At 47.5% G+C, this 25,033-nt stretch carries 19 protein-coding genes; 10 read left to right on the top strand and 9 right to left on the bottom strand.

The genetic code is table 11. The features are described 5' to 3' along the window. Positions 1 to 122: 122 nt before the first annotated feature. Complete coding sequence (locus tag QNM19_RS06720; protein ID WP_284026505.1) at positions 123 to 1,544, top strand: flavin monoamine oxidase family protein; 1,422 nt, start codon at positions 123 to 125, stop codon at positions 1,542 to 1,544. A gap of 61 nt (positions 1,545 to 1,605) precedes the next feature. Here QNM19_RS06720 and QNM19_RS06715 read toward each other — a convergent pair whose 3' ends face one another. From QNM19_RS06715 to QNM19_RS06705, 3 genes are all read right to left on the bottom strand, one after another. Further along, on the bottom strand, positions 1,606 to 3,309 hold the full coding sequence (locus tag QNM19_RS06715) for an AMP-binding protein (protein ID WP_049866020.1): 1,704 nt from the start codon (positions 3,307 to 3,309) through the stop codon (positions 1,606 to 1,608). Between the two features lie 296 nt (positions 3,310 to 3,605). Continuing rightward, a complete protein-coding gene (locus QNM19_RS06710; protein ID WP_049866021.1) occupies positions 3,606 to 6,779 on the bottom strand; it encodes an efflux RND transporter permease subunit in 3,174 nt (1,057 codons plus the stop codon). A gap of 4 nt (positions 6,780 to 6,783) precedes the next feature. Beyond that, complete coding sequence (locus QNM19_RS06705; RefSeq protein WP_049866022.1) at positions 6,784 to 7,959, bottom strand: efflux RND transporter periplasmic adaptor subunit; 1,176 nt, start codon at positions 7,957 to 7,959, stop codon at positions 6,784 to 6,786. Between the two features lie 460 nt (positions 7,960 to 8,419). On the opposite strand from QNM19_RS06705, the gene QNM19_RS06700 reads away from it, so the two are divergent. After that, positions 8,420 to 9,034 (top strand): TetR/AcrR family transcriptional regulator, encoded by a 615-nt coding sequence (locus QNM19_RS06700; protein ID WP_284026504.1) that lies wholly within the window; start codon positions 8,420 to 8,422, stop codon positions 9,032 to 9,034. A 16-nt stretch (positions 9,035 to 9,050) separates the two neighbouring features. Here the strand turns inward: QNM19_RS06700 and QNM19_RS06695 are convergent, their stop codons facing one another. The 3 genes from QNM19_RS06695 to QNM19_RS06685 form a co-directional block, all read right to left on the bottom strand. Next, positions 9,051 to 10,895, bottom strand: a complete 1,845-nt coding sequence (locus tag QNM19_RS06695) for an ABC transporter ATP-binding protein (protein ID WP_284026503.1) — start codon at positions 10,893 to 10,895, stop codon at positions 9,051 to 9,053. Between the two features lie 208 nt (positions 10,896 to 11,103). Continuing rightward, complete coding sequence (locus tag QNM19_RS06690) at positions 11,104 to 11,565, bottom strand: DUF3010 family protein (RefSeq protein ID WP_049865657.1); 462 nt, start codon at positions 11,563 to 11,565, stop codon at positions 11,104 to 11,106. Positions 11,566 to 11,640: 75 nt separating this feature from the next. Further along, positions 11,641 to 12,645 (bottom strand): endonuclease/exonuclease/phosphatase family protein, encoded by a 1,005-nt coding sequence (locus tag QNM19_RS06685; protein WP_049865658.1) that lies wholly within the window; start codon positions 12,643 to 12,645, stop codon positions 11,641 to 11,643. A 237-nt stretch (positions 12,646 to 12,882) separates the two neighbouring features. Here QNM19_RS06685 and thrS point away from each other — a divergent pair, with 237 nt between their 5' ends. The 4 genes from thrS (at position 12,883) to rplT (ending at position 16,209) form a co-directional block, all read left to right on the top strand. Beyond that, positions 12,883 to 14,793, top strand: a complete 1,911-nt coding sequence (gene thrS / locus QNM19_RS06680) for a threonine--tRNA ligase (RefSeq protein ID WP_284026502.1) — start codon at positions 12,883 to 12,885, stop codon at positions 14,791 to 14,793. Positions 14,794 to 14,865: 72 nt separating this feature from the next. After that, positions 14,866 to 15,429: a translation initiation factor IF-3 gene (gene infC, locus QNM19_RS06675; protein WP_010387196.1), complete on the top strand. Its 564-nt coding sequence runs from the start codon at positions 14,866 to 14,868 to the stop codon at positions 15,427 to 15,429. A gap of 204 nt (positions 15,430 to 15,633) precedes the next feature. Then, the gene (gene rpmI, locus QNM19_RS06670; protein WP_010387195.1) at positions 15,634 to 15,834 is read left to right on the top strand and encodes a 50S ribosomal protein L35; all 201 of its coding nucleotides are present in this window, start codon (positions 15,634 to 15,636) and stop codon (positions 15,832 to 15,834) included. A gap of 15 nt (positions 15,835 to 15,849) precedes the next feature. Further along, entirely contained in the window at positions 15,850 to 16,209 is a 360-nt protein-coding gene (gene rplT / locus QNM19_RS06665; protein WP_010387194.1) for a 50S ribosomal protein L20, read from the top strand. 57 nt (positions 16,210 to 16,266) lie between these two features. Here rplT and QNM19_RS06660 read toward each other — a convergent pair whose 3' ends face one another. Then, positions 16,267 to 17,097 carry an SDR family oxidoreductase gene (locus QNM19_RS06660; protein ID WP_284026501.1) on the bottom strand — a complete coding sequence of 277 codons (831 nt, stop codon included), beginning with the start codon at positions 17,095 to 17,097 and terminating at the stop codon, positions 16,267 to 16,269. A 141-nt stretch (positions 17,098 to 17,238) separates the two neighbouring features. Here QNM19_RS06660 and QNM19_RS06655 point away from each other — a divergent pair, with 141 nt between their 5' ends. The 4 genes from QNM19_RS06655 (at position 17,239) to QNM19_RS06640 (ending at position 21,853) form a co-directional block, all read left to right on the top strand. Further along, the gene (locus QNM19_RS06655) at positions 17,239 to 19,029 is read left to right on the top strand and encodes a M14 family metallopeptidase (protein ID WP_049865655.1); all 1,791 of its coding nucleotides are present in this window, start codon (positions 17,239 to 17,241) and stop codon (positions 19,027 to 19,029) included. Further along, positions 19,030 to 19,671, top strand: coding sequence for an MBL fold metallo-hydrolase (locus QNM19_RS06650; RefSeq protein WP_049865654.1), 642 nt, complete (start codon positions 19,030 to 19,032; stop codon positions 19,669 to 19,671). It abuts the gene before it with no gap. Between the two features lie 54 nt (positions 19,672 to 19,725). Continuing rightward, positions 19,726 to 20,184, top strand: a complete 459-nt coding sequence (locus QNM19_RS06645) for an Lrp/AsnC family transcriptional regulator (protein WP_010387187.1) — start codon at positions 19,726 to 19,728, stop codon at positions 20,182 to 20,184. A 112-nt stretch (positions 20,185 to 20,296) separates the two neighbouring features. Then, positions 20,297 to 21,853, top strand: a complete 1,557-nt coding sequence (locus tag QNM19_RS06640; protein WP_284026500.1) for a SulP family inorganic anion transporter — start codon at positions 20,297 to 20,299, stop codon at positions 21,851 to 21,853. A gap of 48 nt (positions 21,854 to 21,901) precedes the next feature. Here QNM19_RS06640 and QNM19_RS06635 read toward each other — a convergent pair whose 3' ends face one another. Both QNM19_RS06635 and QNM19_RS06630 read right to left on the bottom strand, forming a co-directional pair. Beyond that, positions 21,902 to 24,316 (bottom strand): ABC transporter permease, encoded by a 2,415-nt coding sequence (locus tag QNM19_RS06635; RefSeq protein ID WP_284026499.1) that lies wholly within the window; start codon positions 24,314 to 24,316, stop codon positions 21,902 to 21,904. Then, positions 24,309 to 25,025 carry an ABC transporter ATP-binding protein gene (locus tag QNM19_RS06630; RefSeq protein WP_049866520.1) on the bottom strand — a complete coding sequence of 239 codons (717 nt, stop codon included), beginning with the start codon at positions 25,023 to 25,025 and terminating at the stop codon, positions 24,309 to 24,311. The genes QNM19_RS06635 and QNM19_RS06630 overlap by 8 nt, the downstream gene beginning before the upstream one ends. Between the last annotated feature and the right edge of the window lie 8 nt (positions 25,026 to 25,033).

Genomic DNA, 25,033 nt, shown 5'->3' with positions numbered 1-25,033 from the left:
CACTCTCTCACACTTTGCCACATTCGCTGACAACAAATACATACTTAAACGAGTCCCAGGCTCTTATCCTAGTGTGCAGATGTTTAGACAACTTAGTTATCACCACATACAAGGATAGAAAAATGAAAGCACCAACAGATCATACTACTAACTTAAAGCACTTGGCATCTCAAGTGCTGGACAATGTTAACTTTGAAAGTGTCAAGGATGTGACTGATATTGTTGTTATCGGGGGTGGGTTAGCCGGGCTGGCGGCGGCAAAGCAGTTGTCAGACCAAAACCGCTACCACTTTAAGCTACTTGAAGCAAAAAGCCGGGTTGGCGGGCGGACTTTGAATCAACAGGTGACAACAACAGACGGAGAGCGTCATATTGTCGATGGCGGTGCACAGTGGGTAGGTGCGACGCATATTCATATGCAATCTCTAATTGCTGAGTTGGGGTTTTCGACCTTTACAACGCCACAGGAGGGGGAGCCAATATCGCAAGATGATCTCCCAGCGCAAGTGCAAAATGAATTGGCTACAATACGTGCAACCCTTAATAGGTTGGCGGCAAGCTTACCCATACACGCACCCTGGTTGGCCCAGAGCGCTCAGGCCTGGGATGGTATAACTGCCTATGATTGGTGTGTGGGCCAAGGTTATTCCGCCACTGCGATAGAAGAATTGGATTATTCCGTCCGCTCATTTTTAGCAGCTCCGATCGCACAAATCTCCTTTTTATTTTTACTCCACTATATACGAAGTGCTGGCAGTATTGAGCAACTAGAAGTCATCACCGGGGGGGCGCAGGACCGTATTATCAAAGAGGGAGCACAGTCGATTTGTCTGGCGCTGCAACAGCAGTTGGCAGAACATGTGCAATTTGATGCTGTGACCAAAGTAGAGGATCACGGCGAATTTTGCCTGGTCAGCTGCCAGAGCGGGCAAGTTATTTTGTGTCAGCGTGTGATATTCGCCATGGCACCCAGTTTACTCGGTAATATTCAGTTCGAGCCGCCGTTGTTATCGAATAAAAGGCAACTTATTGAGCAATGGGATACGAGTGAAGGCAGCATCAAGGCCCACCTGTTATATACCCGACCATTTTGGCGTGCGCAGGGCTTGAGTGGTATTTCATTCATCCCAAACGAGGTGCTGACCAGTACTTTTGACTGTTCCCGTAACAGCAATGGACCGGGTTTACTTACCGTATTTGTAAATAGTAGTGACGCAATGCGCGCGTTGTCGCTGGATGAACGCAAGGAACAGGTACTTGAAGTTCTGAGCCAATTCTTTGGCAATGAGGCATTTGAGGCTGTGGATTATGTGGAGACAGACTGGCAGGCTGTACCTTATCAGAGGGGGTGTGAATCTCCTCTTGCAGTTGGCAAACTCACTCAGTTTGCCGATAATCTGAAAAAACCGCTCGGGTCTTTTCATTTCTGCGGAACAGAAACGGCAGACATCTGGACAGGTTATATGGAAGGTGCGGTTGCTTCAGGGTATCGGGCAGCGGAAGAGGCTGCCCAGGCACTGGATCACCAGCTGTTTAGCCTGTAATCTCATTTGTAGATGACTTTGTCATTGATGCATGGGGCTAAACGTGCGTTTTAGCCCTTGTTTAAGCCGGTTCGTTGAGTGACTTTTCCATTGCTTCACGCATTTTGAACTTTTGTAGTTTCCCGGTCACCGTCATCGGGTAGGCATCTACGATGCGTATATGTTTGGGGACTTTGAAGTAGGAGAGCTTATCTTGTAAGTAAGCTTTAATGGCTTGCTCCTCAACATAATGCTCCGGCTTTAGCTGTAGCCAGGCGCAAACTTCCTCGCCGTATTTCTCATCTTGGATCCCAAATACCGCGGCATCCTGAATGTCAGGGTGATGATACAAAACTTCTTCGATCTCTCGAGGGTAAATATTTTCGCCGCCACGGATGATCATGTCCTTGATGCGCCCCACAATGGTGACATACCCTTCGTCATCCATTACACCCAGATCGCCAGAGTGCAGCCAGCCTTGCGCATCTATGGTTGCCTGGGTTTTGGCATCATCCTGCCAGTAGCCTTGCATGACACTGTATCCACGTGCACACACCTCGCCGGGTACACCCCTGGGAGTAAGCTCACCACTTTCATCAATGATTTTCACTTCAGTGTGGGCAATGGCACGACCGACAGTGGTCACTCGTTTAATCAATGGAGCGGACACTTCAGTAATATGATTAATGGGGCTGCATTCGGTCTGGCCATAGCCAATTAAGATGTCTGTCATGTGCATTTTTGTCTGCACATCACGCATCACTTTTTCCGGACAAGTGGCACCCGCCATGACGCCGGTTCTGAGTGAGCTCAGGTCGAACTGGTTAAACTGTTCGTGCTCCAGTTGTGCGATAAACATGGTGGGCACACCGTGCAGCGCCGTACACTGTTCGGCCTCGACGGTTTGTAGTGTCAGAAGCGGATCAAAAGCATCATTGGGAAACACCGCACAGGCCCCCTGACTAAGGCAGACCAGGTTACCCAACACCATACCGAAACAGTGGTACAGCGGCACCGGAATACAGAGCTTATCCTGCTCTGTAAGTTGCATGGTCTGCGCAACCAGATTGGCATTATTGAGAATATTCCGATGGGTTAATGTGGCGCCTTTGGGGTTGCCGGTTGTTCCTGAGGTAAATTGAATATTGATGGCGTCGTTGGGGCTTAATCTGGCACCAATAGTACGCAGGGTGTTGTAATCTTGATCTGACGCGAGTGAAATCAACTGATTGAAGTCACACAACCCTGTTGGGGCTGACTCTCCTTGCTGGGGGATCACCACAACATGGGTCAGATCAGGCAGTTTAGGAGCACGCAGCTCACCAAAAGTATGCTGTTCCAACTGCGGAGCGAGCTCTTCAAGCATATCGACATAGTGACTGTGCTTGAACCGGGTGGCCATAATGAGCATCTTACAGCCCGCATTATTGAGCGCAAACTCGAGTTCGGCAGGTCGGTAAGCCGGATTCAGACACACCATAATGGCACCGATCCGCGCTGTGGCAAATTGCACCAGAGACCACTCAAGGTTATTGGGCGACCAGAGCCCAACTCTGTCGCCTGGCTGGATCCCACAATGTAACAGGGCGGCTGCCAGTTCATCAATACGCTCAAGGTATTCCCGGTAACTGAGGCGCTGTTGCTGATGGCAAACAACAATTGCTTCACGGTCGCCGAACCGTTCGACAATGTGCGCCAGAAAGTCACCAATGGTTTGATCAAGTAAAGGCGTGTCAGAGGTTCCACGGTGATAACTGAGGGTCGGGTTCATTGCTGATGTTGTCATGATCTATTCCTTGTTGTTGTCATTGCTTTTTACTATCTGACACACCCATGAAACCAGTCAGGGAGCTTAAAATGGTAATAAGTTATAACTCAAAGAAATAACAAAGTTTGCCCCATTGCAAGCGAGAGCCGATGAATCGGCATGAAATTAGACTAATGGCTAAGGGAATAGGGTGAACAGCCAATAAAGAAACCGTTATCAAAAGTAAGCGAATGAGTTAGGAAGGTTATTCCGGTAAATAACAAAAAAGCGCCGGCACTCATTGAGTGATCGGCGCTTGTATTCGACCTGGAAAGTTAGGCCAGATCTTCTTTAGTATCTACATGCTCAGCTTTGTGCTGCTGTGCAATCTCTTCACTGAGTTCCTGTTTAGAGCGTTTCTCAGAAACACGTCTCGCCGTTAACCAGTAGAAGAATAAGGGCAGGAAGAACACTGCCAGGAAGGTTGCAGCAAGCATGCCGCCCATGACCCCGGTGCCTACACTATGACGCGCACCTGCACCTGCGCCTGAGCTCAATACCAGAGGTACTACGCCCAGAATGAAGGCCAGCGAAGTCATAATGATAGGGCGAAACCTCAGCCGCGCTGCTTCCAGTGCAGCTGCTGCCGGACTCCAGCCTTGCTGTGTCTTCATCAGTGCATACTCAACGATCAGAATGGCGTTTTTACTGGCCAGACCAAGTAAGGTGACCAGGCCAATCTGGAAGTAAACATCATTGGTTAAGCCTGCAACCCAGATGGAAATAAGTGCGCCAAAGGTACCAAAAGGCAGTGCCAGTAACACCGAAATAGGCAGAGACCAGCGCTCGTAAAGTGCCGCGAGGATTAAAAATACCATCACAACAGCCAGTCCAAGTGCCAGGCCAGTAGTACCTGAGCTGCGCTTTTCCTGATAAGCAGAGGCTGTCCATTCAAAGGTCATATCCGGAGGCAGAACCTGTTTTGCGATACGCTCAAACTCTGCAATGGCCTGACCAGAGCTGTATCCCGGCGCTGCATTACCCATCAGCTTAACAGCAGACAGGTTATTGTAACGTTGCAGGGTTTCCGGCCCTCGGCTGTACTCAATGTCAGTGAATGCTGAGATCGGGACCATTTCGCCACGGTTGTTTTTCACATAGATACGGCCAACATCTTCTGGTGTCATACGGAACTCAGCTTCAGCTGATAACAGCACCTGCCAGGCTCTACCGAACTTATTGAAGTCATTGACGTAGTAATTACCCAGGTTGGCTGCCAGCGCGTTGAATGCTGAGTTGATATTCACGCCCATAGCACGAGCCTGCTCCCGGTCCATGTGAACTTTAAGCTGCGGTGCATCCGGACGCCACAGTGTCTGAATACCCGCAAGTATCGGACTCTTTTGTGCTTCGCCCATTAGCATTTGCATGCCTTGCTTGAGACGTTCAGGGTCTGTCCCCGCTTTGTTTTGCAGGTAAACCTCAAAGCCCCCGGTGGTGCCCAGGCCGAATATAGCAGGGGGGTTGAAGGCCAGAACCAGCGCTTCGTTGATCCCAGCGGTCTTCATAAACAACTCGCCAACCAGTGATTTCGTGTCGATTTCGCGCTCATCCCAGTGTTTCTGTGTGATGAACAGCGTCGCAGCACTGTTTTTGTAACCGCCACCAATAAAATCAAACCCAGTAAAAGCAACTACGTTTTCATTGGCCGGATTAGACTGGGCGGCAGCGACAACTTCTTCAACCACTGCAGCGGTACGCTCAAGTGATGATCCATCAGGCAGGAACACCGCGGCGATGTAGAAGCCCTGATCTTCATCCGGGACCAAAGACCCCGGTGTTTTTTGCCATATAAACATGGTTGCGCCGACCATAGAGGCCATCAGCACCACACCAAGCAAGCCACGTCTTATCATAAAGCTCACGGAGCCCACATAACGGCCGGTGACGCGCTGGAACCAGTTATTGAACCATAAGAAGAACCCCGCGGTTTGCTTGTGCTCATGTTTGAGGATCATGACACACAGCGCCGGGGTCATGGTCAGCGCGACCACGCCTGATAAACTGACGGATATCGAGATGGTAATCGCAAATTGTCTGAACAATTCACCCGTTAACCCACCCAGGAACGCGATAGGTACAAACACTGAGCACAATACCAGTACAATAGCCACAACAGGGCCGCTTACTTCCTGCATCGCTTTAATGGCCGCTTCACGAGCATTGAGGTGTTGCTCGTGCATGATCCGCTCGACGTTTTCCAGTACTACGATGGCATCATCAACAACGATACCAATAGACAGCACCATACCGAAAAGTGTCAGGGTATTGATGGAGTAGCCGAGCATATACAGCCCGGCAAATGTGCCTAATAAAGAAACCGGTACTGCCAGAGTCGGAATTAAGGTGGCGCGCCAGTTTTGCAGGAACAGGTAAACGACCAAAAATACCAAAACCATAGCTTCGACGAGGGTGATCAATACTTCACGAATGGACACTTCCACAAAGCGTGTGGTGTCGTACGGAATACCATGATCCAGGCCAACAGGAAACTGTTGACGAAGCTCTGCTATCACGGATTCTACTTCGTTCGCTACATCCAGCGCATTGGCACCTGGTTGTAAAAAGACACCCAGAAGTACCGCCTCTTTTCCGTTAAAGGTACCGGCAAAATTGTAATCTTTGGAGCCCAGCTCAACTCGCGCGACATCCTTAAGGCGCAGGGTAGAGCCATCCGGGTTTGCGCGAATGATAATGGCTTCAAATTCTTCAGGCGTAGATAAACGGCCTTTAGCAGTTACACTGTAAACCAGCTCCTGAGGCTGACTACTGGTTGGTGTGGCTCCTATGGTACCGGCAGCATACTGTGAGTTTTGCTCACGAATGGCTGCGGTGACCTCTTCAACAGTGACACCAAGCTGACTCATGAGGTCAGGGCGGATCCAGACCCGCATGGCGTAATCTTTGGCCCCGAATATTTGTACACTGGTGGTGCCGGGGATACGTTTAATACGGTCGAGGATATTCATGGTGACATAGTTTGATGTCCACAAGCTGGAACGAGTTCCGTCCGGTGAATAGAAGGCGTGAACCTGCAAGAAGCTGGATGAGCCTTTTGCAACAACCACACCCTGCCGGCGTGTCTCTTCCGGTAAACGCGCCTCAACCTGTTTTACCCGGTTGTTGACGTCGACCGCAGCCTGGTCAATATCGGTACCTATCTCAAACGTCACTGTGATAGTGGTTGTGCCAGAGCTGGTACTGGTTGACTCCATGTACATCATGCCCTCAACGCCTGTGATGGCATTTTCTATCGGGGCAGCCACTGTCTGCTCCAGGACATCGGCAGATGCGCCAGGGTAAAAAGCCGTTACCTGAACCTGAGGCGGTGCGATCTCCGGATACTGAGCGATAGGCAGGGTGCGCATTGCGGCCAGGCCTGCCAGTACGATGACAATAGAGATCACAAAAGCAAAGATCGGGCGATCAATAAAATACTTAGAGAACATACGATTATTCTCCTTCGCCGCTCACGCTAACGGGCATTCCTGGGAAGAATATGCGCGCCATACCTTCAACGATCACGGGCTGGCCAGGGGTCAGGCCCTGTCGAATCACCCACATGTTTTTGCCATCCAGATTGACCCATTCACCTACCTCAACTGGCGCAGGCAGAGCAACGGTCATGCCTTGCTCGTTTTCAGTAGCAAGATAGACAAATTTACCTGTGCCGTTGTCTAATACGGCACGTTGCGGCAGCACAATGGCGTTATTGCGCACTGCACCGGACAAACGAACGCGGACAAACTGACCAGGACGCAGCTCACCATCCGGATTGTTGATCCGGGCCTGTAATTCACTGGTACCAGTAAAACGGTTTACCCGGACATCCGAGAAATCGACTTTGCCTGAATGCGCATAGACTGAGCCATCCTGAAGCACTATGGTGGCATTAAACTCATTATTCTTAGGCAGGCTCAGTGTGCCATTTTCAACATCCTGTCGCATAGCCAGCTGCTCTCGTTCAGAAAACCCAAACCGTGCCCGCATCTTGCCGGTATCGGTGAGTTCACTTAACAGTACGGTCGGCCCGGAGACATAGCTGCCCTGAGAAACGAACTCTCGACCCATGATCCCTGAGACAGGCGCTTTAACCTGCGCATATTCTAAGTCCAGTTGTGCTTCACTGAGTGCCACTTTGGCAGAGTCCAGATTGGCGATGGCAACTTCATAGGCGGAAACGGCGTTATCAAAATCGCGTTTTGAAACGGAACGCTCATCTTTGAGTCGTTCAAGCCTGTCTTTCTCACGTTTTGCCTGTGCCACATTCGCTTTTGCGGCATTGAGGTCGGCTTCTGCTTTGTCTCGTTCCAGCTGTAAGGGACGAAGCTCAATGGTAAATAAAGAACGTCCCGCTTTAACGTACTGGCCTTCTTCAAAGTTACGCGACTCAATGAGCCCGGATACACGCGCTCTGATCTCAACTTCTTTATCACCGGCCAGAGTGGCTGGCAGTTCGATATTGAACGGCACACTCTGGGTTGTGACCTTGTTGATACTCACATGCGCAGGTGGCATGGATGGACCACCCTGGCTTTGAGGTGCCTCTGAGCAGGCAGAAATAGCTAGTGCAGACAATACCGCTGTTGCCAGGTGTACTACACGACTGCTGTTATGGGCTGGATACATGTACACTCCAAATCCTGATTAAAATTTTTTATTCCTGAGTAGAGACGAGTATGCCTCTCTTTTATTGGGTTTTATTTTGCATTTGTTCGCTGGCGTGGTTAAAAACCATTCAAGTAAGTGTAGCACTGCTTTTCGACTTGCGTGTGCCGCATCGTCATTGCGAGATTTTGCTTTAATGCCAGTGAATACCTTGTCGTGCTTCGCACTGTTTACACCAAAACAGAACGAACCGAATGAATAAAAAGCACTGTTTATTGCCTATGATGCGTGATTTATCAGCAGGCTGCACAGTGCTGAGATAGTTCGACAATAGTGCAAGTATACGCAAGTGTATACTTTATTTGTTTTAAGGTAAACGATGCCGTGTACTTTTTTGAAGTTGTGTATACGCATGTGTTTACTTTAATATTGGACCTTTTTAAGTTAAACTGCTGTTAATTTCAAACTGATGACCGAGTTAATGACCCAGCTTACTGAAAAACAACAAGCAATATTAAGCGCAGCGGTAGAAGAATTTGCACAACGGGGTCTACAGGCGACCACAATGGAAGCGATATGCAGTGCTGCCGGGGTTTCCAAACGCACTTTATATAAGCATTACGCAACGAAAGAAGCCCTATTTGATGCCGTGGTTATTTCGCTAATTGAAAGAATACAACCGATTACGACCATTCAGTTTATCCCTAACTATGATTTTGAAGTGCAACTAAGACACCTGGCTGACAGTGCCGTGTCTTTACTGTCGGATGAAGACTACATCAAGCTATCCCGCATAGTGATGATCGAGTCTATGCGTTGTCAGGCGCAGGCAGACAGGCTCAATAGCAAGTTCAGTCAATGTGAAGCAGCCATGAGTCTGTGGTTTGAAGAGGCCTCGAGGGCAGGCTGCCTCGGCACTTTCTCAGCGCCATTTGCCGCTGCTTTTTTTTGGGGCGCATTGAAGCGGCTGACGTTTTGGGATCAAGCGATCCGCTGGCAGGCGCCCCTGACTGAAGCGGATCTGGATGCTTTTGTTGATCAGGCCTGTCAGTTGTTTTGTGGTGGGATAAAATACGTCACGCAACAACCGACCTGAGCCACCAGGCTGTTGTTTATTCAACGCCAATAAAACCGCCGGTTTGATGTGCCCACAGCTTGGCGTAAATGCCACTCTGTGAGAGCAGCGCATCATGTGTACCTTGTTCAACAATTTGGCCTTGATCCATTACTATCAGTCGGTCCATTTGTGCAATGGTTGACAGGCGATGCGCAATTGCAATCACGGTTTTGCCCGTCATCAGGCTGTCTAAACTATCCTGAATTGCCGCTTCTACTTCGGAATCCAGAGCCGCAGTTGCTTCGTCCAGAATGAGAATCGGGGCGTTTTTAAGTAGTACTCTGGCAATGGCAATGCGCTGACGTTGTCCCCCCGAGAGTTTAACGCCGCGCTCACCAACCTGAGCATCAAGCCCCGTGTTACCTTCGTTGTCTTCAAGCGATTTTATGAATTCACTTGCTTCGGCTTTGTCGATGGCTTTGAGTAAGTCTTCCTCACTGGCATCGGGGCGGCCATACAGTACATTGTCCCGCACACTGCGATGTAACAGTGCGGTATCCTGTGTCACCATCGCTATGTGCGCGCGCAGGCTTTCCTGATCGACCTGCGAGATGTCTTGTCCGTCTATTTTGATGGTGCCTTGCTGAACGTCGTAAAAGCGCAGTAGTAAGTTTACCAAAGTCGATTTTCCTGCACCCGAACGGCCCACAATGCCGATTTTTTCGCCCGGTGCAATCGTCAGACTCAGCCCCTGAATAACGGTATGCTGCTCCGATTGCTGCTGGCGTTTGTAGGCAAAGTGCAGATCGTTAAATAGGATTTCGCCCTGAGTTACGCTTAAGGCCGGGGCATTGGGCTGATCCTGGACATCCAGTGGTTTTGATAAGGTATTTTTACCGTCGATGACGGTACCGATGTTTTCGAACAGGCTGGATACTTCCCACATGATCCACTGGGACATACCGTTCAGACGCAATGCCAGGGCAATGGTAATCGCGATGGCGCCGCTGCTGATCGCACTGAGTGACCACAGGTAGAGCGAGCCGGCCGCAACACTAAAGACCAGCAGGAAGTTCAGTGTTTGTATGCTGACATTCAGTTGCGTTGCCAGTCGCATTTGGGCATAGACGGGTTCAATAAACAAATTCATGCTGTCACGGGCATAAGTTTCTTCCCGTTTGTTATACGAGAACAGCTTAACAGTGGTGATATTGGTATAGCTGTCGACTATGCGGCCGGTCATTTGCGAACGTGCATCGGCCTGCTTGCTGGCTACCTGTTTGAGTCGGGGAACAAAATAAAACTGCATGCCGATATACAAAGCCAGCCATATCAGTAAGGGGATCATCATTCTCATATCACTGTCGCTGACCAGTGCGAGCATGGCACCAAAGTACACAACGACGTAAACAAGCACATCCAGCAGTTTCATCACTGCTTCGCGGATAGCCAGCGCTGTTTGCATGACTTTGGTTGCAATGCGTCCGGCAAATTCGTCCTGATAGAAAGACACACTTTGCTTGAGCAAATAGCGATGTGCCAGCCATCGAATAGCCATTGGGTAATTACCCAACAAACTTTGATGTAATATTGCGCTGTGAAAAAACACCAGGCAGGGCAGGCCAATGAGCGTAATTGCGGCCATCATGGTGAGCTCCTGACGTTTCACTTCGAATAACTCGGCAGGCGGATATGCCTGCATCCAGTCTACCAGCGTGCCCATAAAGCCAAATAACATGACCTCCAGTGTGGCCAAGATAGCAGCGCTCAGTGACATTAGCAGCAGTGGCAACTCCATTCCTTTCGTGTAAAACCGGCAAAATGCCAGTAATCCTTGGGGTGGCTGTGTTGCCGGGCGTGACGGGAATGGTACGGTGAATCGTTCAAACAACTTAAGCATAGTGCCTCCTGCATGATGACAGTGCCGAAATGACCCTGCAAGTCGATGGGATGTGCAAACCTAGCTTGTTCATAAAAAGCACACACCAAACGTACTTTATAACTCAGAACCTGTATTAAAACCAAGTGACAATTAGAAAAAGTGAAAGGGGAGAATGTGTTAGCTGGTTATACAAAGAAAAAGCCCGGCACATTCGCCGGGCCAATAATTATTCTGCCGGCTCGGCGTCTTCATGACCGTAAGTTTTACGCATAATGAATACGTAGGCGTTGTGAAACGCTTGTTCCTGATACTTTTTCAGGCCAGTATCGGCGAAGTCAACAGGCACAGGGTTACGTTTAAGCTGTTCTTTCACTTCCGTAGAAGACAATAACTTCACATCAGTGCCGTCAATAAGCTGGAGCGCGGCTTCCATTTTAAAGCCCGCTGCGCTGCCAGCAAACTTGCCTTTGTGGGCACGTTGGCGGATGGCTATAGAGTCAATTTTGTAATCTTCTACCAGTTTGGCAAAATCGAAGTGGAATTTGCGCATTGCGTCTGTGTCCTGGCCAATATTGCCAAGTGTAAAGCGAGTCTGGCGAATATCGCGAATATCAAAAACGTCTTCTTCTTTGCTCAGAAGGCACAGCAGGGCCTCGCTGCCGGTAATCTCTACACCGAGTGTTCTCATTGTTGGTTTCCCATTAACTGGTCAAATAAATCGTTATAAGTAAGGATCATATCACAGCTCATCATGACCGAGAACTTATTGCAGTATCATTTCGATGGCGATGGCCGCGTGATCGGAATAGCGAATGTCTTCTTCGTCTCGTTTGGGGTCTAAGTGCGACGCGTAGTTATGATACGTGAGACGCCTGACCTTGCTCTGCTCAAGGTTTGGATTGAACTCTTTGGAGGCGAGAATGTAGTCAAGCGTATTGCCCACTCCCTGATAATAATGTGTGGGGGGTTTTTGTCCGAAACTGAGTTGGTTATCGGCCAGACAAAAACTGTCGAACAGCCCGACGCTGTTAAAGTCCTGATGGATGGCGCTGGTTGGGAACTGTTGTGTCATAAAAGACAGCGCAGGACTGGCAATGTGATCATTAAAATCGCCCATCACCAGTGTCGCGGCGCCTTTTTCGCGCTGTGTCTTCAGTGCATCATAATAGACAATAGAGGCTTCGAGTGAGCGGGATATTTGTGATTGCATGGTGCCAACCGTTTGATGCAATAAAGTCAGAAGAGGGTCCTCCTGAGGAGTGTTGCCCAGCATGTGGGCCATTGAGTGAACTCGCTGGGATTTAAAGTGTACGGCATAAACGGTTGTCAGGCCTAAGCCAGGCAGCTCGAAGCTACATTTTATTGGGGTCCGGTTAAACTTAAATTGATGCTGATTGTTGAGATATTCCAGTAATTCGGGGCACGGTTCCAACGGGGTAAAGCTCTTAAACGGGAATTTGCTGGCAATGGCGACAATGGGATTGAACAGCACATTTGGGTAAACCAAGTCCGGTTTTGGGGTGTCAACGGTTGCGAAATAAGGCAGTCCCAGATCTTCACACAAGGTGGCCAGTGTCTCGGGGCTAAATACCTCCTGAAACACAATTACGCTGGGGTCCATATATTGGATCAGGCCCGTAATGAACTGTGTTTTGGTCAGCCACTGAGTGTCGTTATACGATTCTTCCAGCTGGTAAAAAGAATAGGGCGGCGCAGCAAAGTTCAGCAAATTAAAAGATGCAAACTTGTATGAGTGTTTCTGTGCCATGGTTTTCCCCGTCATTTTAGCCAAAATCCCTGCTTAATCTTAGTCTTTTCCTTGCAACTCGTCACGTGAGCGTTCACAATGGGCGCTGCGTTTGAAAGTCCCCGGACACCGACAGTATACCACTGTTCAGCCAATGCTTATTCGTAAAAGTGTTGATGGGCATCAAATTTAAAACAATTAACTTAAACTAGTACATGTGATGCGTTGTAGGTGTCACCACTGTAAGTAGGAATTATCATGCCAGTAATTACTCTCCCTGACGGCAGTCAGCGTATATTTGAAAACCCGGTTACAACTTTAGAAGTCGCTCAAGACATCGGCCCTGGTTTGGCTAAGGCCACCATTGCAGGTCGTGTAGACGGTGTGCGTGTTGATGCCTGTGATCCGATTGAACAGGATGCACAATTAGAAATTATCACAGCCAAAGATGAAGATGGCTTAGAGATCATTCGTCACTCTTGTGCTCACCTGATCGGCCATGCGGTTAAACAGCTTTTCCCTGAAGCGAAAATGGCGATCGGCCCGACCATAGACAATGGTTTTTATTACGACATCGATATGGAGCACTCGCTGACCCAGGAAGACCTCGATGCCATCGAAAAACGTATGCTTGAGCTAGCCAAAACCAATTACGACGTTGTTAAAAAGAAAGTAAGCTGGCAAGAAGCGCGTGATGCGTTTGAAGCGCGTGGCGAGACTTATAAGATAGAAATCCTGGATGAGAACATTGAAAAAGATGATCGTCCGGGTCTGTATCATCATGAAGAATATGTTGATATGTGTCGTGGTCCACACGTACCAAACATGAAATTCTGCCACCACTTCAAAATCATGAAGGTGGCTGGCGCATACTGGCGTGGTAATGCCGAAAATAAAATGCTGCAGCGTATCTACGGCACAGCGTGGGCTGATAAGAAACAGCTGAAAGCTTACCTGAAACGCCTTGAAGAAGCCGAGAAACGCGATCACCGTAAAATTGGTAAAGCGCTTGATTTGTGGCACTGGCAAGAAGAAGCGCCGGGCATGGTCTTCTGGCACAACGATGGGTGGAGCATCTATCGTGAATTAGAAGAATTCGTGCGTGAAAAGCTACGTGAATATGCATACGAAGAAGTTAAAGGTCCGCTGATGATGGACCGTGGCTTGTGGGAAAAATCAGGTCACTGGGACAAGTACTCGGATGCGATGTTCACCACTGAGTCTGAGAAGCGTGAGTATGCAATAAAGCCAATGAACTGTCCTGGCCATGTTCAGATCTTCAACCAAGGTCTGAAGTCATACCGTGATCTGCCGCTGCGTATGGCAGAGTTTGGCTGTTGTCACCGTAACGAGCCATCAGGTGCATTGCACGGCCTGATGCGTGTGCGTGGTTTTACTCAGGATGATGCGCACGTCTTCTGTACCGAAGAGCAGGTAATGGATGAAGTATCCGCCTGTATCAATATGATCTATGATACCTATTCGACGTTCGGCTTTGAGAAAATTGTTGTAAAGCTCTCAACGCGTCCTGAGAAACGTATCGGTGATGACGAAATGTGGGACAAGGCTGAAGAAGCACTGGCTGATGCACTAAAAGCAAATGATATCGAATTTGGTTATTTGCCGGGCGAAGGTGCATTCTACGGCCCTAAGATCGAATTTACTTTGTATGACTGTCTTGAGCGTGCTTGGCAATGTGGCACAGTGCAGCTAGACTTTGCTTTACCTGGCCGTTTAGGCGCGACGTATGTAGCGGAAAATAATGAACGTAAAACGCCGGTGATGATCCACCGTGCGGTGTTAGGGTCAATAGAGCGTTTCATCGGCATTTTGACCGAAGAGTACGCAGGGTTATTCCCAACCTGGCTTGCGCCTAAGCAAGTGGTGATCATGAATATCACCGACAAACAGGCAGACTATGTGCACGAAGTTGTACAAAAACTGAATAAACTGGGAATAAGAGCCTGTGCTGACTTGAGAAATGAAAAGATTGGCTTTAAAATCCGCGAGCATACTTTAAAACGTATCCCTTATCTGCTTGTTGTCGGTGACAAAGAAGTTGAACAACAAGAAGTAGCGGTAAGAACGCGCAAAGGTGAAGACCTGGGCAAGTTCTCTGTGGATGATTTCATCGCTAAAATCAGCGAAGAGATTAAAGACAGACGTTAATTTATAGTAAACCTGTGCGAAAGGCTTATCACTTAATTCAAATCGCTTTTCGCACAATATATTTTTGACTTTTTGGAGGAACGTACCATTAGAGGCGGCAAAAAAGGGCAAACTACTGCTCAGAAAAATCGTATCAATGAAGAAATATCAGCAAAAGAAGTTCGTTTAATTGACGCTGAAGGCGAGCAGGCGGGCGTAGTTTCTATTAGAGAAGCAAGAACGCTTGCAGAAGAAGCCGGCCTGGACCTGGTTGAGATCAGTCCAAATGCAGAGCCACCAGTCTGTAAAGTTATGGACTATGGTAAGTTCCTTTTTGAAAAAGCAAAACTACAAAAAGAACAAAAGAAAAAGCAAAAACAGATCCAGGTTAAAGAAATCAAATTCCGTCCTGGCACGGACGAAGGCGATTATCAGGTTAAACTGCGTAACCTTCGCAAATTCCTTGAAGCGGGCGACAAAGCGAAAATCACCATTCGTTTCCGTGGCCGTGAAATGGCTCACCAGGAAATTGCCATTGAAATGCTTAATCGTTTGAAAGCTGACCTGGAAGAGGTGGCTCAGGTAGAGTCATTCCCGAATCGGGTTGAAGGCCGTCAAATGATTATGATGATGGCACCTATTGCGAAAAAGTCTTAAGCAAGGCATAATACGCGCCGATTTAACGATCGACAGAATTTAACTCAGGTTTAAAGTGCATTAGCCACCTGAGTTAACCGGTACCTAAGTAAAGGTCACATTTGGCCTTTCACCGGGATTAGGGTGCATACCAGGCCAACAAAGTGATGTTTATCATCCGCCTGCTTGCATAACGTTAACGCAATATCATTTGGAGTTATTGCAATGTCTTACAAACTAAAGACACACAGAGGTGCTGCTAAGCGCTTCAAAAAAACTGCTTCTGGCGGTTTCAAGCGTAAACAGTCGCATCTTCGTCACATTCTGACTAAGAAATCTTCTAAGCGTAAACTTCACCTACGTAACAAGACTATGGTTCATAAGAATGACCTGGGTCTTATCAATCGTATGTTACCATTCGCTTAATAGAGGATATCAGAAATGGCAAGAGTTAAACGCGGTGTTATCGCACGTGCACGTCACAAAAAAGTATTAAAGCAAGCTAAAGGTTACTACGGAGCGCGTTCACGCGTTTATCGCGTAGCTTTCCAGGCAGTAACTAAAGCAGGTCAATACGCTTACCGTGACCGTCGCGCTAAGAAACGTACTTTCCGTCAACTATGGATTGCACGTATCAACGCTGCTGCACGTCAAAACGGCCTTTCTTACAGCCGTTTCATCAATGGCCTTAAAAAGTCATCTGTTGAAATCGATCGTAAGATCCTAGCTGATATCGCAGTATACGACCAGGTAGCTTTTGCAGCACTTGTTGCTAAAGCAAAAGAAGGTCTTGCAGCTTAATTCTATATTAAGTTAAGCGATTGAAAGAAAAGGAGCCTATGGCTCCTTTTTTTGATCCTATCTATTTTTGAGCAAAATTTTGTCCAGCCAGGCTGAGCTAAGCAGACGCTTAAGATATCCCATTAAGTAGGTCGGAAAGGTGACATAATACCTTGGCTTTGCACGGTTTGCTGTCAGTGCATGCACGAGCTTTTCGTAGACAGCATCAGGCCCTAAGGTAAACTTTTGCGGTGCAGACTGCGCATTCAGACGGGCCAATTGTGCTTCGTATTCTGCTTTATGTGCGCTGCTGTTTATTTCAATATGCTGCTCAAACGCAATGCGCGCATTGCGACGAAAATCAGATAAGACAGGACCTGGCTCTATCAGACTTACCTGAATATTCGACCCGTTTAGCTCCATACGAAGTGTATCCGTAAGTCCTTCCAGCGCGAATTTACTGGCATTGTAGGCGCCGCGATAGGGCAAAGCGACGAGTCCCAGCACCGATGAGTTTTGAATGATGCGGCTGTCGTCACCATGGTTTCTCATATGGGCAACTGCCAGGCGCGTCAGGGTATGCCAGCCGAACAAATTGGTTTCGAATTGTGCGCGTAATACCTCGGTTGGTAAATCTTCTACCGCGCCGGGCTGACCATAAGCGCCATTGTTGAACAGCGCATCGAGCTTTCCGTCGCACAGCGCAACAGCCTCATCAAACCCCTTTTTGATAGACGCTTCATCCGCTAGATCCAACAGGATGCAGGGTATGCCGTCAGCTTCAAAGCGCGTCAAGTGTTCAGGATTGCGCACCGACGCCACTACGCGAAACCCACTGTGATGAAGCGCTTTGGCGCAGTAATAGCCAATGCCGGTGGAGCAACCTGTGATTAAAATCGATTTTGTCATGTGTTTATCCATGTTTTTTCGCAGTGCCAAAAGTTAGCTCGCGATTAACTGTGAATTTTTGTAGAATCACCGCACATTGTAAGTTGTTAATTTAAATATTGATATAATCATTATATTGATAGATAGAAATAAAGATTGTTTATGAATTTAGGCATTGTTTTGCTAAGTGCAACAGTAAATCTGAATAGTCATTTACCACCGCTGCAAGATTGGCAGGGAAAGAGTGTTGACCTGATGCAGGAGCAGGGACCACTCACCACAGATTTTGAACTGAGCAAAGGTCTGGAAAGTCCGGACTATGCAAAAACGATGGCATTTATCGACCGTCTGGTCGCGGCGAACCCAACTCAGTTTAAGGCAGTTACGATAGGGCAGAGTGATGCTGGCCGCGATATCAAAATGCTGATTGCGTCTCAGGTAAATCAGTTCAGTCCAGCTATGTTGAAAAATAACAACAAACCGACATTGCTGATCCAGGCTGGGATCCACGCAGGCGAAATAGACGGCAAAGATGCTATGTTTATGCTTTTGCGCGACATAGCAACAGGCAAACGACGTGATGTGCTTAACAAGGTCAATATATTGTTTATTCCCGTCCTGAATGTCGATGGTCACGAAAGAAGAAGCGCCTACAACCGCATTAACCAGCGTGGTCCAGCGACTATGGGTTACCGAACTAATGGGCTTAATCTGAACCTTAATCGTGATTACACTAAGCTCGATACGCCGGGTGTAAGGGCCGTTATGCAAGTGATCAATCAGTACCAGCCTGCTATGTATCTTGATTTGCATGTGACCGATGGCGCTGACTATCAATATGATATCACCTATGGGTTTAATCCCAGCTTTGCCAGTGAGTCGCCCGCTGTTGCTAAAGTGTTGGAGCAGCACTTTACTCCTATGATAGACGAAAAACTTCGCCAGCAAGGCCATGAGCCGGGTCCTTTGGTGTTTGTAATGGACAAACGGGACTTTAAAAAAGGACTCGCGGGTTGGGTGGCTGGTCCGCGTTTTTCGAATGGCTGGGCAGATATTAAGGCACTTCCTAGTATATTGTTAGAAAATCACTCTCTGAAACCATACAAGCAACGAGTATTGGGTACTTATGTATTTGTTGATGGCGTTATTGATGCACTGTCTGAACATCATCTGGCGTTAGCAAAAGCTGTCGAGACAGAGAAACATTTTGTGCCGGATGAGCTGATTGTCGAGCGCAGTTATGCCGAAAAACCGGCGCTGATCTCGTTTAAAGGTATTGCCTACAAACGCTTCGAAAGTGCGTTATCTGGTCAAATGGAAGCCAAATATCTTGGCGAACCTAAGTTGTATGAGCAACTCCCCGTATATTGGCAAAAAGTAACAAAAGTTAAGGTAAAAGTGCCGAGTGCGTTTTACATTCCGCCTGCTTACACAAGCACAGTGGAAAAACTCAAACTCCATGGGGTCACGGTTGAACAACTGAACACAGATGTGCTGGCTGATGATTTGGTTCAGCTTGCGATAACTTCCTATCAATTTGCAGACACCCCATTTGAAGGGCGTTTTCGTGTCAGCGCCGAATTTGAACAGCAGGCTGTGTCGACCTCTCTGAGTTTATCAGGTTGGTATAGAGTACCAACCCAGCAAGCCAATGGAGAGCTGGTAACCCATTTGCTTCATCCTAAAGCGCCTGACTCGTTTTTCGCCTGGGGTGATTTTCCTGGTGTGTTCCAGCGCACTGAGTACGTTGAAAATTATGCGCTTGAACCTTTTGCCCGGAAAATGTTAAAAGACAATCCGGCAATGGCGCTGGCGTTTGATAAAAAAATCAGCGAGGATAAAGCCTTTGCGAAAAATCCAAAAGCGAGAATGGAGTGGCTATATCAGCGTACGCCTTACTACGATCAGGCTTATCTGAAGTATCCGATACTCATGTCCTTTAAGGAAAAATAAATGCAGGTAATCACCATACCCGTCACACCATTTATGCAGAATTGTCGGATCATTTGTTGTCCTGACACTGGACTGTGCGCAGTGGTTGACCCGGGAGGCGATGTTGATAAAATATTGTCTGTTATAAAGGAACGTACACTTAAAGTTGAAATGATTTTACTTACTCATGGGCATCTCGATCATGTTGGTGCCAGTGAGGTGTTATCTGAAGCTTTAGGGGTTGATATTGTCGGGCCACAGCGCGAAGATAAGTTTTGGTTTGATGCATTACCTATGCAAGCTCAGATGTTTGGCTTTGCACCGCAAGCTGCGTTTTTTCCCAGACGCTGGCTTGAAGATGGCGAATGCATTGAACTTGGCGAGCTGAAACTAGAAGTGCGCCACTGTCCCGGACATACTCCGGGTCATGTCGTGTTTTATGAGCCACAGAGTGCAACTGTATTGGTTGGTGATGTTTTGTTCAAAGGTTCAGTCGGCAGAACAGATTTTCCAAAGGGAGATGCTGCATTGTTAAAACGTTCTATCGAGACTCAGCTATTCACTTTGCCAGAGGCGACTCGGGTGATGAGTGGCCATGGTGAAGATACGTCGATTGGGTATGAACAGCGACATAATCCTTTTATGAGCGGGCGGTTTGGCTGATAATTGAGTCTATCGGCACTGTATTCATTTAACTAATTAAAAATTAAGAAAAATATGTCATTAAATCAGGTTGATCGTCAAATACTAGCGCTATTACAGCAAGATGCGAGTTTATCTACGGCAGAAATCGCCGATAAAGTAGGGCTGTCCCAGTCACCTTGTTGGCGTCGCATTGCCAAACTCGAGCAAGATGGTTATATCAAAGGAAAAGTTGCTTTGCTGGATGAGAAACAGCTTGGTTTTGATATGCTTGTTTATGCTCATGTTAAGTTATCTAACCACGGTCGTAATAACCTTGCTGAGTTCGAAAAATTGATCATGAGCTATGACGAAGTCACAGAGTGCTATACGATGGCAGGCACTATGGACTTCATGTTACGCATTATTTCTCGCGGTATAGAAGGGTATGAGCAATTTGTCAGAGATAATCTGCTCAACCTGGAATATGTTCAGGAAGTTCATTCAAACGTCACAATGACGTGCGTTAAGCGGACTACAGCCCTGCCAATCTGATTGTCATACATCAGACCTGAAACTCAACTATAATGTATCTCATTTGTTAAAAGCGCTGGATTTTGCTAGGATCCAGCGCTTTTCTGTCGTAGTAATAATCTTGGGGATTTAAATGTTTAATCTAATAGGCAAAGCGCCCAGCTCTGCTAAGAACGACATACTGTCAGGATTGACCGTCGCTCTGGCGTTGGTACCTGAAGCTGTCGCATTTGCGTTTGTCGCACATGTCGATCCATTAGTCGGCTTATACGCCGCGTTCATCGTGGGCTTGATCACGTCTATTTTTGGCGGTCGTCCAGGTATGATATCTGGTGCAACCGGTGCGCTTGCCGTCGTTATGGTGAGCCTGGTGATTGAACATGGTGTTGAATACCTGTTTGCGACAGTGTTGCTGATGGGGGTTTTACAGATCCTCGCAGGCGTATTTAAGCTTGGTAAGTTTATTCGTATGGTGCCGCACCCGGTGATGCTCGGTTTCGTAAATGGTCTGGCCATCGTGATCTTCCTGGCTCAGCTTGGCCAGTTTAAGGTGATGGATGGATCTGGCACATTGCAGTGGATGCAGGGGCAGCAGCTTTATATCATGGCTGGTCTGGTGGCACTGACGATGGCAATCATCCACTTCCTACCAAAACTAACAACGGCAGTACCGTCAAGCCTGGCTGCAATTCTGGTGGTTACAGGCTTGGTGATTGGACTGGACCTGGATACACGCAACGTACTGGATTACCTTAAAGATATGAGTGGTAATTTGGATGCGACTATTGCTGGTGGTTTCCCTGAATTCCATATCCCTCAGGTGCCCTGGACATGGGAAACATTCACGATTATTTTCCCATATGCACTGATCCTTGCCGCAATTGGTCTGATTGAATCATTACTGACATTGACCCTGATTGACGAGATCACTGAAACGCGTGGCCATTCGAACAGAGAGTGTATTGGCCAGGGTGCTGCAAACATGACCTGTGGTGTATTTGGTGCAATGGGTGGCTGTGCAATGATCGGTCAGTCGATGATTAACATTAATTCAGGTGGTCGTAGTCGTCTGTCTGGTATTACCGCTGCGATATTACTCCTTGCCTTTATCTTGTTTGCTGCCAGCCTGATTGAAATGATCCCATTGGCTGCTTTGGTAGGTGTGATGTTTATGGTTGTACTGGGCACTTTTGAGTGGTCCAGCTTCCGCCTGATGAAGCGCATTCCAAAGAGCGACGCGTTCGTAATTGTCCTGGTATCTGGTGTCACAGTGGTGACCGACCTCGCTATCGCAGTATGTGTTGGTGTGATTGTCTCGGCGCTGGTATTCGCCTGGGAGCACGCTAAACATATCTATACCAGCAATTATATTGATGAGCAGGGCTCAAAAGTGTATGAGTTACATGGCCCATTATTCTTCGGCTCTGTAAAGAATTTTGCTGAGTTGTTTGATGTGGCAAATGATCCGGCTGATGTGATCATTGAGTTCAAACATAGCCGAGTTGCCGACCACAGTGCAATTGAAGCCATTGATGCACTTGCAGAAAAGTACACTAAGGCCGGTAAAAAATTGCATTTGCGTCACCTGAGTCAGGATTGTCAGCAGTTACTGGCAAAAGCGGCAGATTTGGTGGAAGTAAATGTGATAGAAGATCCAAAATACAAAGTTGCATCAGACAAGTTAGCGTAACTTTTTTAAGAAGCCCCTTATGAGGGGCTTCTCCTTTTTATAGTCGAGCTATTCACGTTTTAATGTGTCAACAGGGCGACTTCGCACTGCTTTCAAAGCCACCATCTGGACGGTTACCCCTGCGACTGCCAAACAGGCAAGTGAACTCATAACGAAGGCGCTTGTAGGTAATTCAACTCGATAGATATACTGATTCAGCCAGTCGCTGAGTAAAACAAACGCGATCGGTAATGCGACAAGCGTTGCAATCAGTACCAGAATGCCAAAACGTAATTGGAACAACGCATAAATTTGCCAGTTTTTTGCGCCCATGATTTGCCGTATGGCTATTTCCTTTAGGCTTTGTAATAGGGTAAAAGCAGCCACTGCGTATAACCCAGCAACAGACATGACCAGTGCGATCAGTGTAAATAGCTCGAGTAGTTGCAGGTGCTGTGCCTGATTATGATATTGCGCATCAAATAAGCCTGACAACCACTCATACTTAAAGGCTCTGTTGCTGTCTAACGCGAGCCAAGCCTGTTCCAGCTGTCGAAGCACATCTTGGTTGAATCCGGATTTCAGCCTGATAGCTATCCACCGAAGTGCCATGTCTTCAGGACTTTCTGACAATACATATATCATAGGAGGTACACGCTGGCTGGCGTCTACATGATGGGTGTCTTCGACCACGCCGATGACCTGGTGGCGATGTAACCCTTCGCTGGCACTGCCGAGTGTCAAAAAGCGGCCTATGATATCGTTGGGATCAGCATCCAGCTTGGCTGCCAGCGTTGCATTGATTATTAAGTTTCCGCGGGTATTCCCTGCATTCTGGTTATCCTCAAAGTAGGGATCTCCGGGGAACTGACGTTGAAAAACCCGGCCGCTCAGAATCGTAATACCCATCGTCCTGAAATAATCATAGCTAATCGGGTTATTACCAACCCATATTTCATTACCGGGCGTTTCTTGCGTTCTTACAATCGCTGATGTACGTGTCGCTTTGGTAGGGATAGTATGTGACATGCTCAGGGAGGCAACATCAGCAAATCTTGACACCTGACGCTTGAAGTCCTGATAGACAGCAGCACCACGGTTGATGATCAGGACATTTTCTCTGTCATAGCCTTGTGCCATTGTACTCAGGTAGTGCATCTGATGACTGACCACTGTGCTGGCGATCAACAGTAACATGGCAATGATAAATTGTATGACCATGAGAATGCGGCGAAACAGTACTCCTCCCTTTCCTGCATCTATCACTCCCTTGAGTACCAAAGCGGCGTTCATGCGGCTAAGAAATAGAGCAGGATAGCCTCCCGCAAGAAGCGTAACGCATAATAAAGTGAGTATAAGCGTGAGAATATGTTTGAAGGAGAGGGTGAGTGCAATTTGCGACCCCATCAGTTGATTAAATGCGCCTAATAGCATCACGGTCAAAGCGAGTGCCGCTCCCAGGGCAAGTAGAGTGATAAATAAGGATTCAATCAAATAGTGCAAAGCCAGCTGGTTTGGACTCGCTCCGAGTGCTTTTTTTACTCCTACCTCTCTTGCGCGCCGTAAAGAAGTCGCGGTGGCCAAATTGGTGAAGTTTATACAGGCCAGCACTAACAACATAAAAGATATCAACACAAAGGTGTCTACCATCTCACGACTGCCCGGAGGGATCAGGCTGCGCGTCGCAGTAGCGTTTAGATAGACATCCAGCAAGGGCTCGAGCATGACTCGGTAACGCTTATAAGATGATAACCCCTCAACGCGTTGCTGATAATAGTCACTAATACTTGCAGTCAGTGACTTTATTGCTGTTGCTTGTGTGACTTTTGCAAATGTGATGGTCGCATTGAAGTTCCACAATGTTCGCCAGCGCTCATTTGGCAGCTGTTGAAAATAGTTCTGGATAGGTAAGATTATCTCACTTGGGATGGTGGATGGGGCAGCTGAGTACTTTATTATCGCGGCTACCTGATAGGATTTACCGTTAATGTTAAGCTGTTCACCAATAACCTGAGTACTGCGCGAAAAGTACTTTAGCGCTTGTGCTTCATGTAATACCACTTTATCTGGCGCCAGGAGTGCCGTGTGAACATCTCCTTCAATCAGGCTGTAGTCAAAAAATGAGAAAAAGTTCTCATCAACGAAAAGTGCACGCTCAGAAAATACACCAGATGAATTTCTGACGGATATCGTACTGACCGAAATACGAGTTGTGTCTGCGATCTCCGGGAAGTTACTGGTAAGTTCCTCTGCAAGCCGAAGTGGAGTCAGCGTTTGAGGTCGATTATCATCTCTAAGCAGATTAATCCGGTAAATATTGTCTGCATCTTTGAAGTGTGAATTAAAACTATGTTGATGAGCGACATACAGTTGGATCAACATAAAACAGGTCAGGCCGATGATTAAGCTGAGTAGTTGGATGACCGTAGTGCGTTTGCTACGTAGCATATTACGCCATGTCATGGTGAATAAAAGATTAATCACTTAATACCTCCTGTTTGCACAATGTGCGTTGAGCAGAAACCGGGCTGTCTTGCTGTATTTTGCCATCCATAAGTCGAACAACCCGAGTGCCGTACTGAACTTGCTCCTGAGCATGCGTCACCATAATAATGGTTGTTCCCATCATGTTGAGTTGGCGAAGTATTTCCATGACTTGTGCTGAGTTTTTGGAATCGAGATTGCCCGTTGGTTCATCGGCCAGAATCAAATCTGGCTGAGTGACTATTGCGCGTGCAATCGCAACTCGTTGTTGCTGGCCTCCTGAGAGCTTAGCTGGCAAGTGAGTGCGGCGATGAGCGATATCCAGGCGGTGAAGCACCTCTTCAACTCGGGCGGCTCGTTGTGCTTTATTGAGTTGCTGATAATGCAGTGGCAGGGCGATATTTTGCTCTACGGTGAGTTCGTCTATCAGGTTGAAATTCTGAAAAATAAACCCAATGTGTTTTTTCCTCAATTGTGCCTTTGTTGATGAAGATGCAGAAGCTAACTCAGTACCTTTGAACACAAAGCTGCCTTCATCAATGTCATCCAGCATGCCCAGAATATTGAGCAAAGATGACTTACCGCAACCTGATGGCCCTAAAATCGTGATGAATTCACCTTGGCTGACTGATAGGGAGAGCTTGTCCAGCGCGACGGTCTCGATATGTTCCGCAATAAATGAGCGGCTGACATTATTCAATATGATCATGATTGTTT

This window comes from Pseudoalteromonas ardens (genome assembly GCF_030125445.1).
Lineage (GTDB): Bacteria > Pseudomonadota > Gammaproteobacteria > Enterobacterales > Alteromonadaceae > Pseudoalteromonas > Pseudoalteromonas ardens.
Note: the sequence above shows the minus strand (reverse complement) of the source record. Positions and strands in the feature narration are given on the sequence as shown.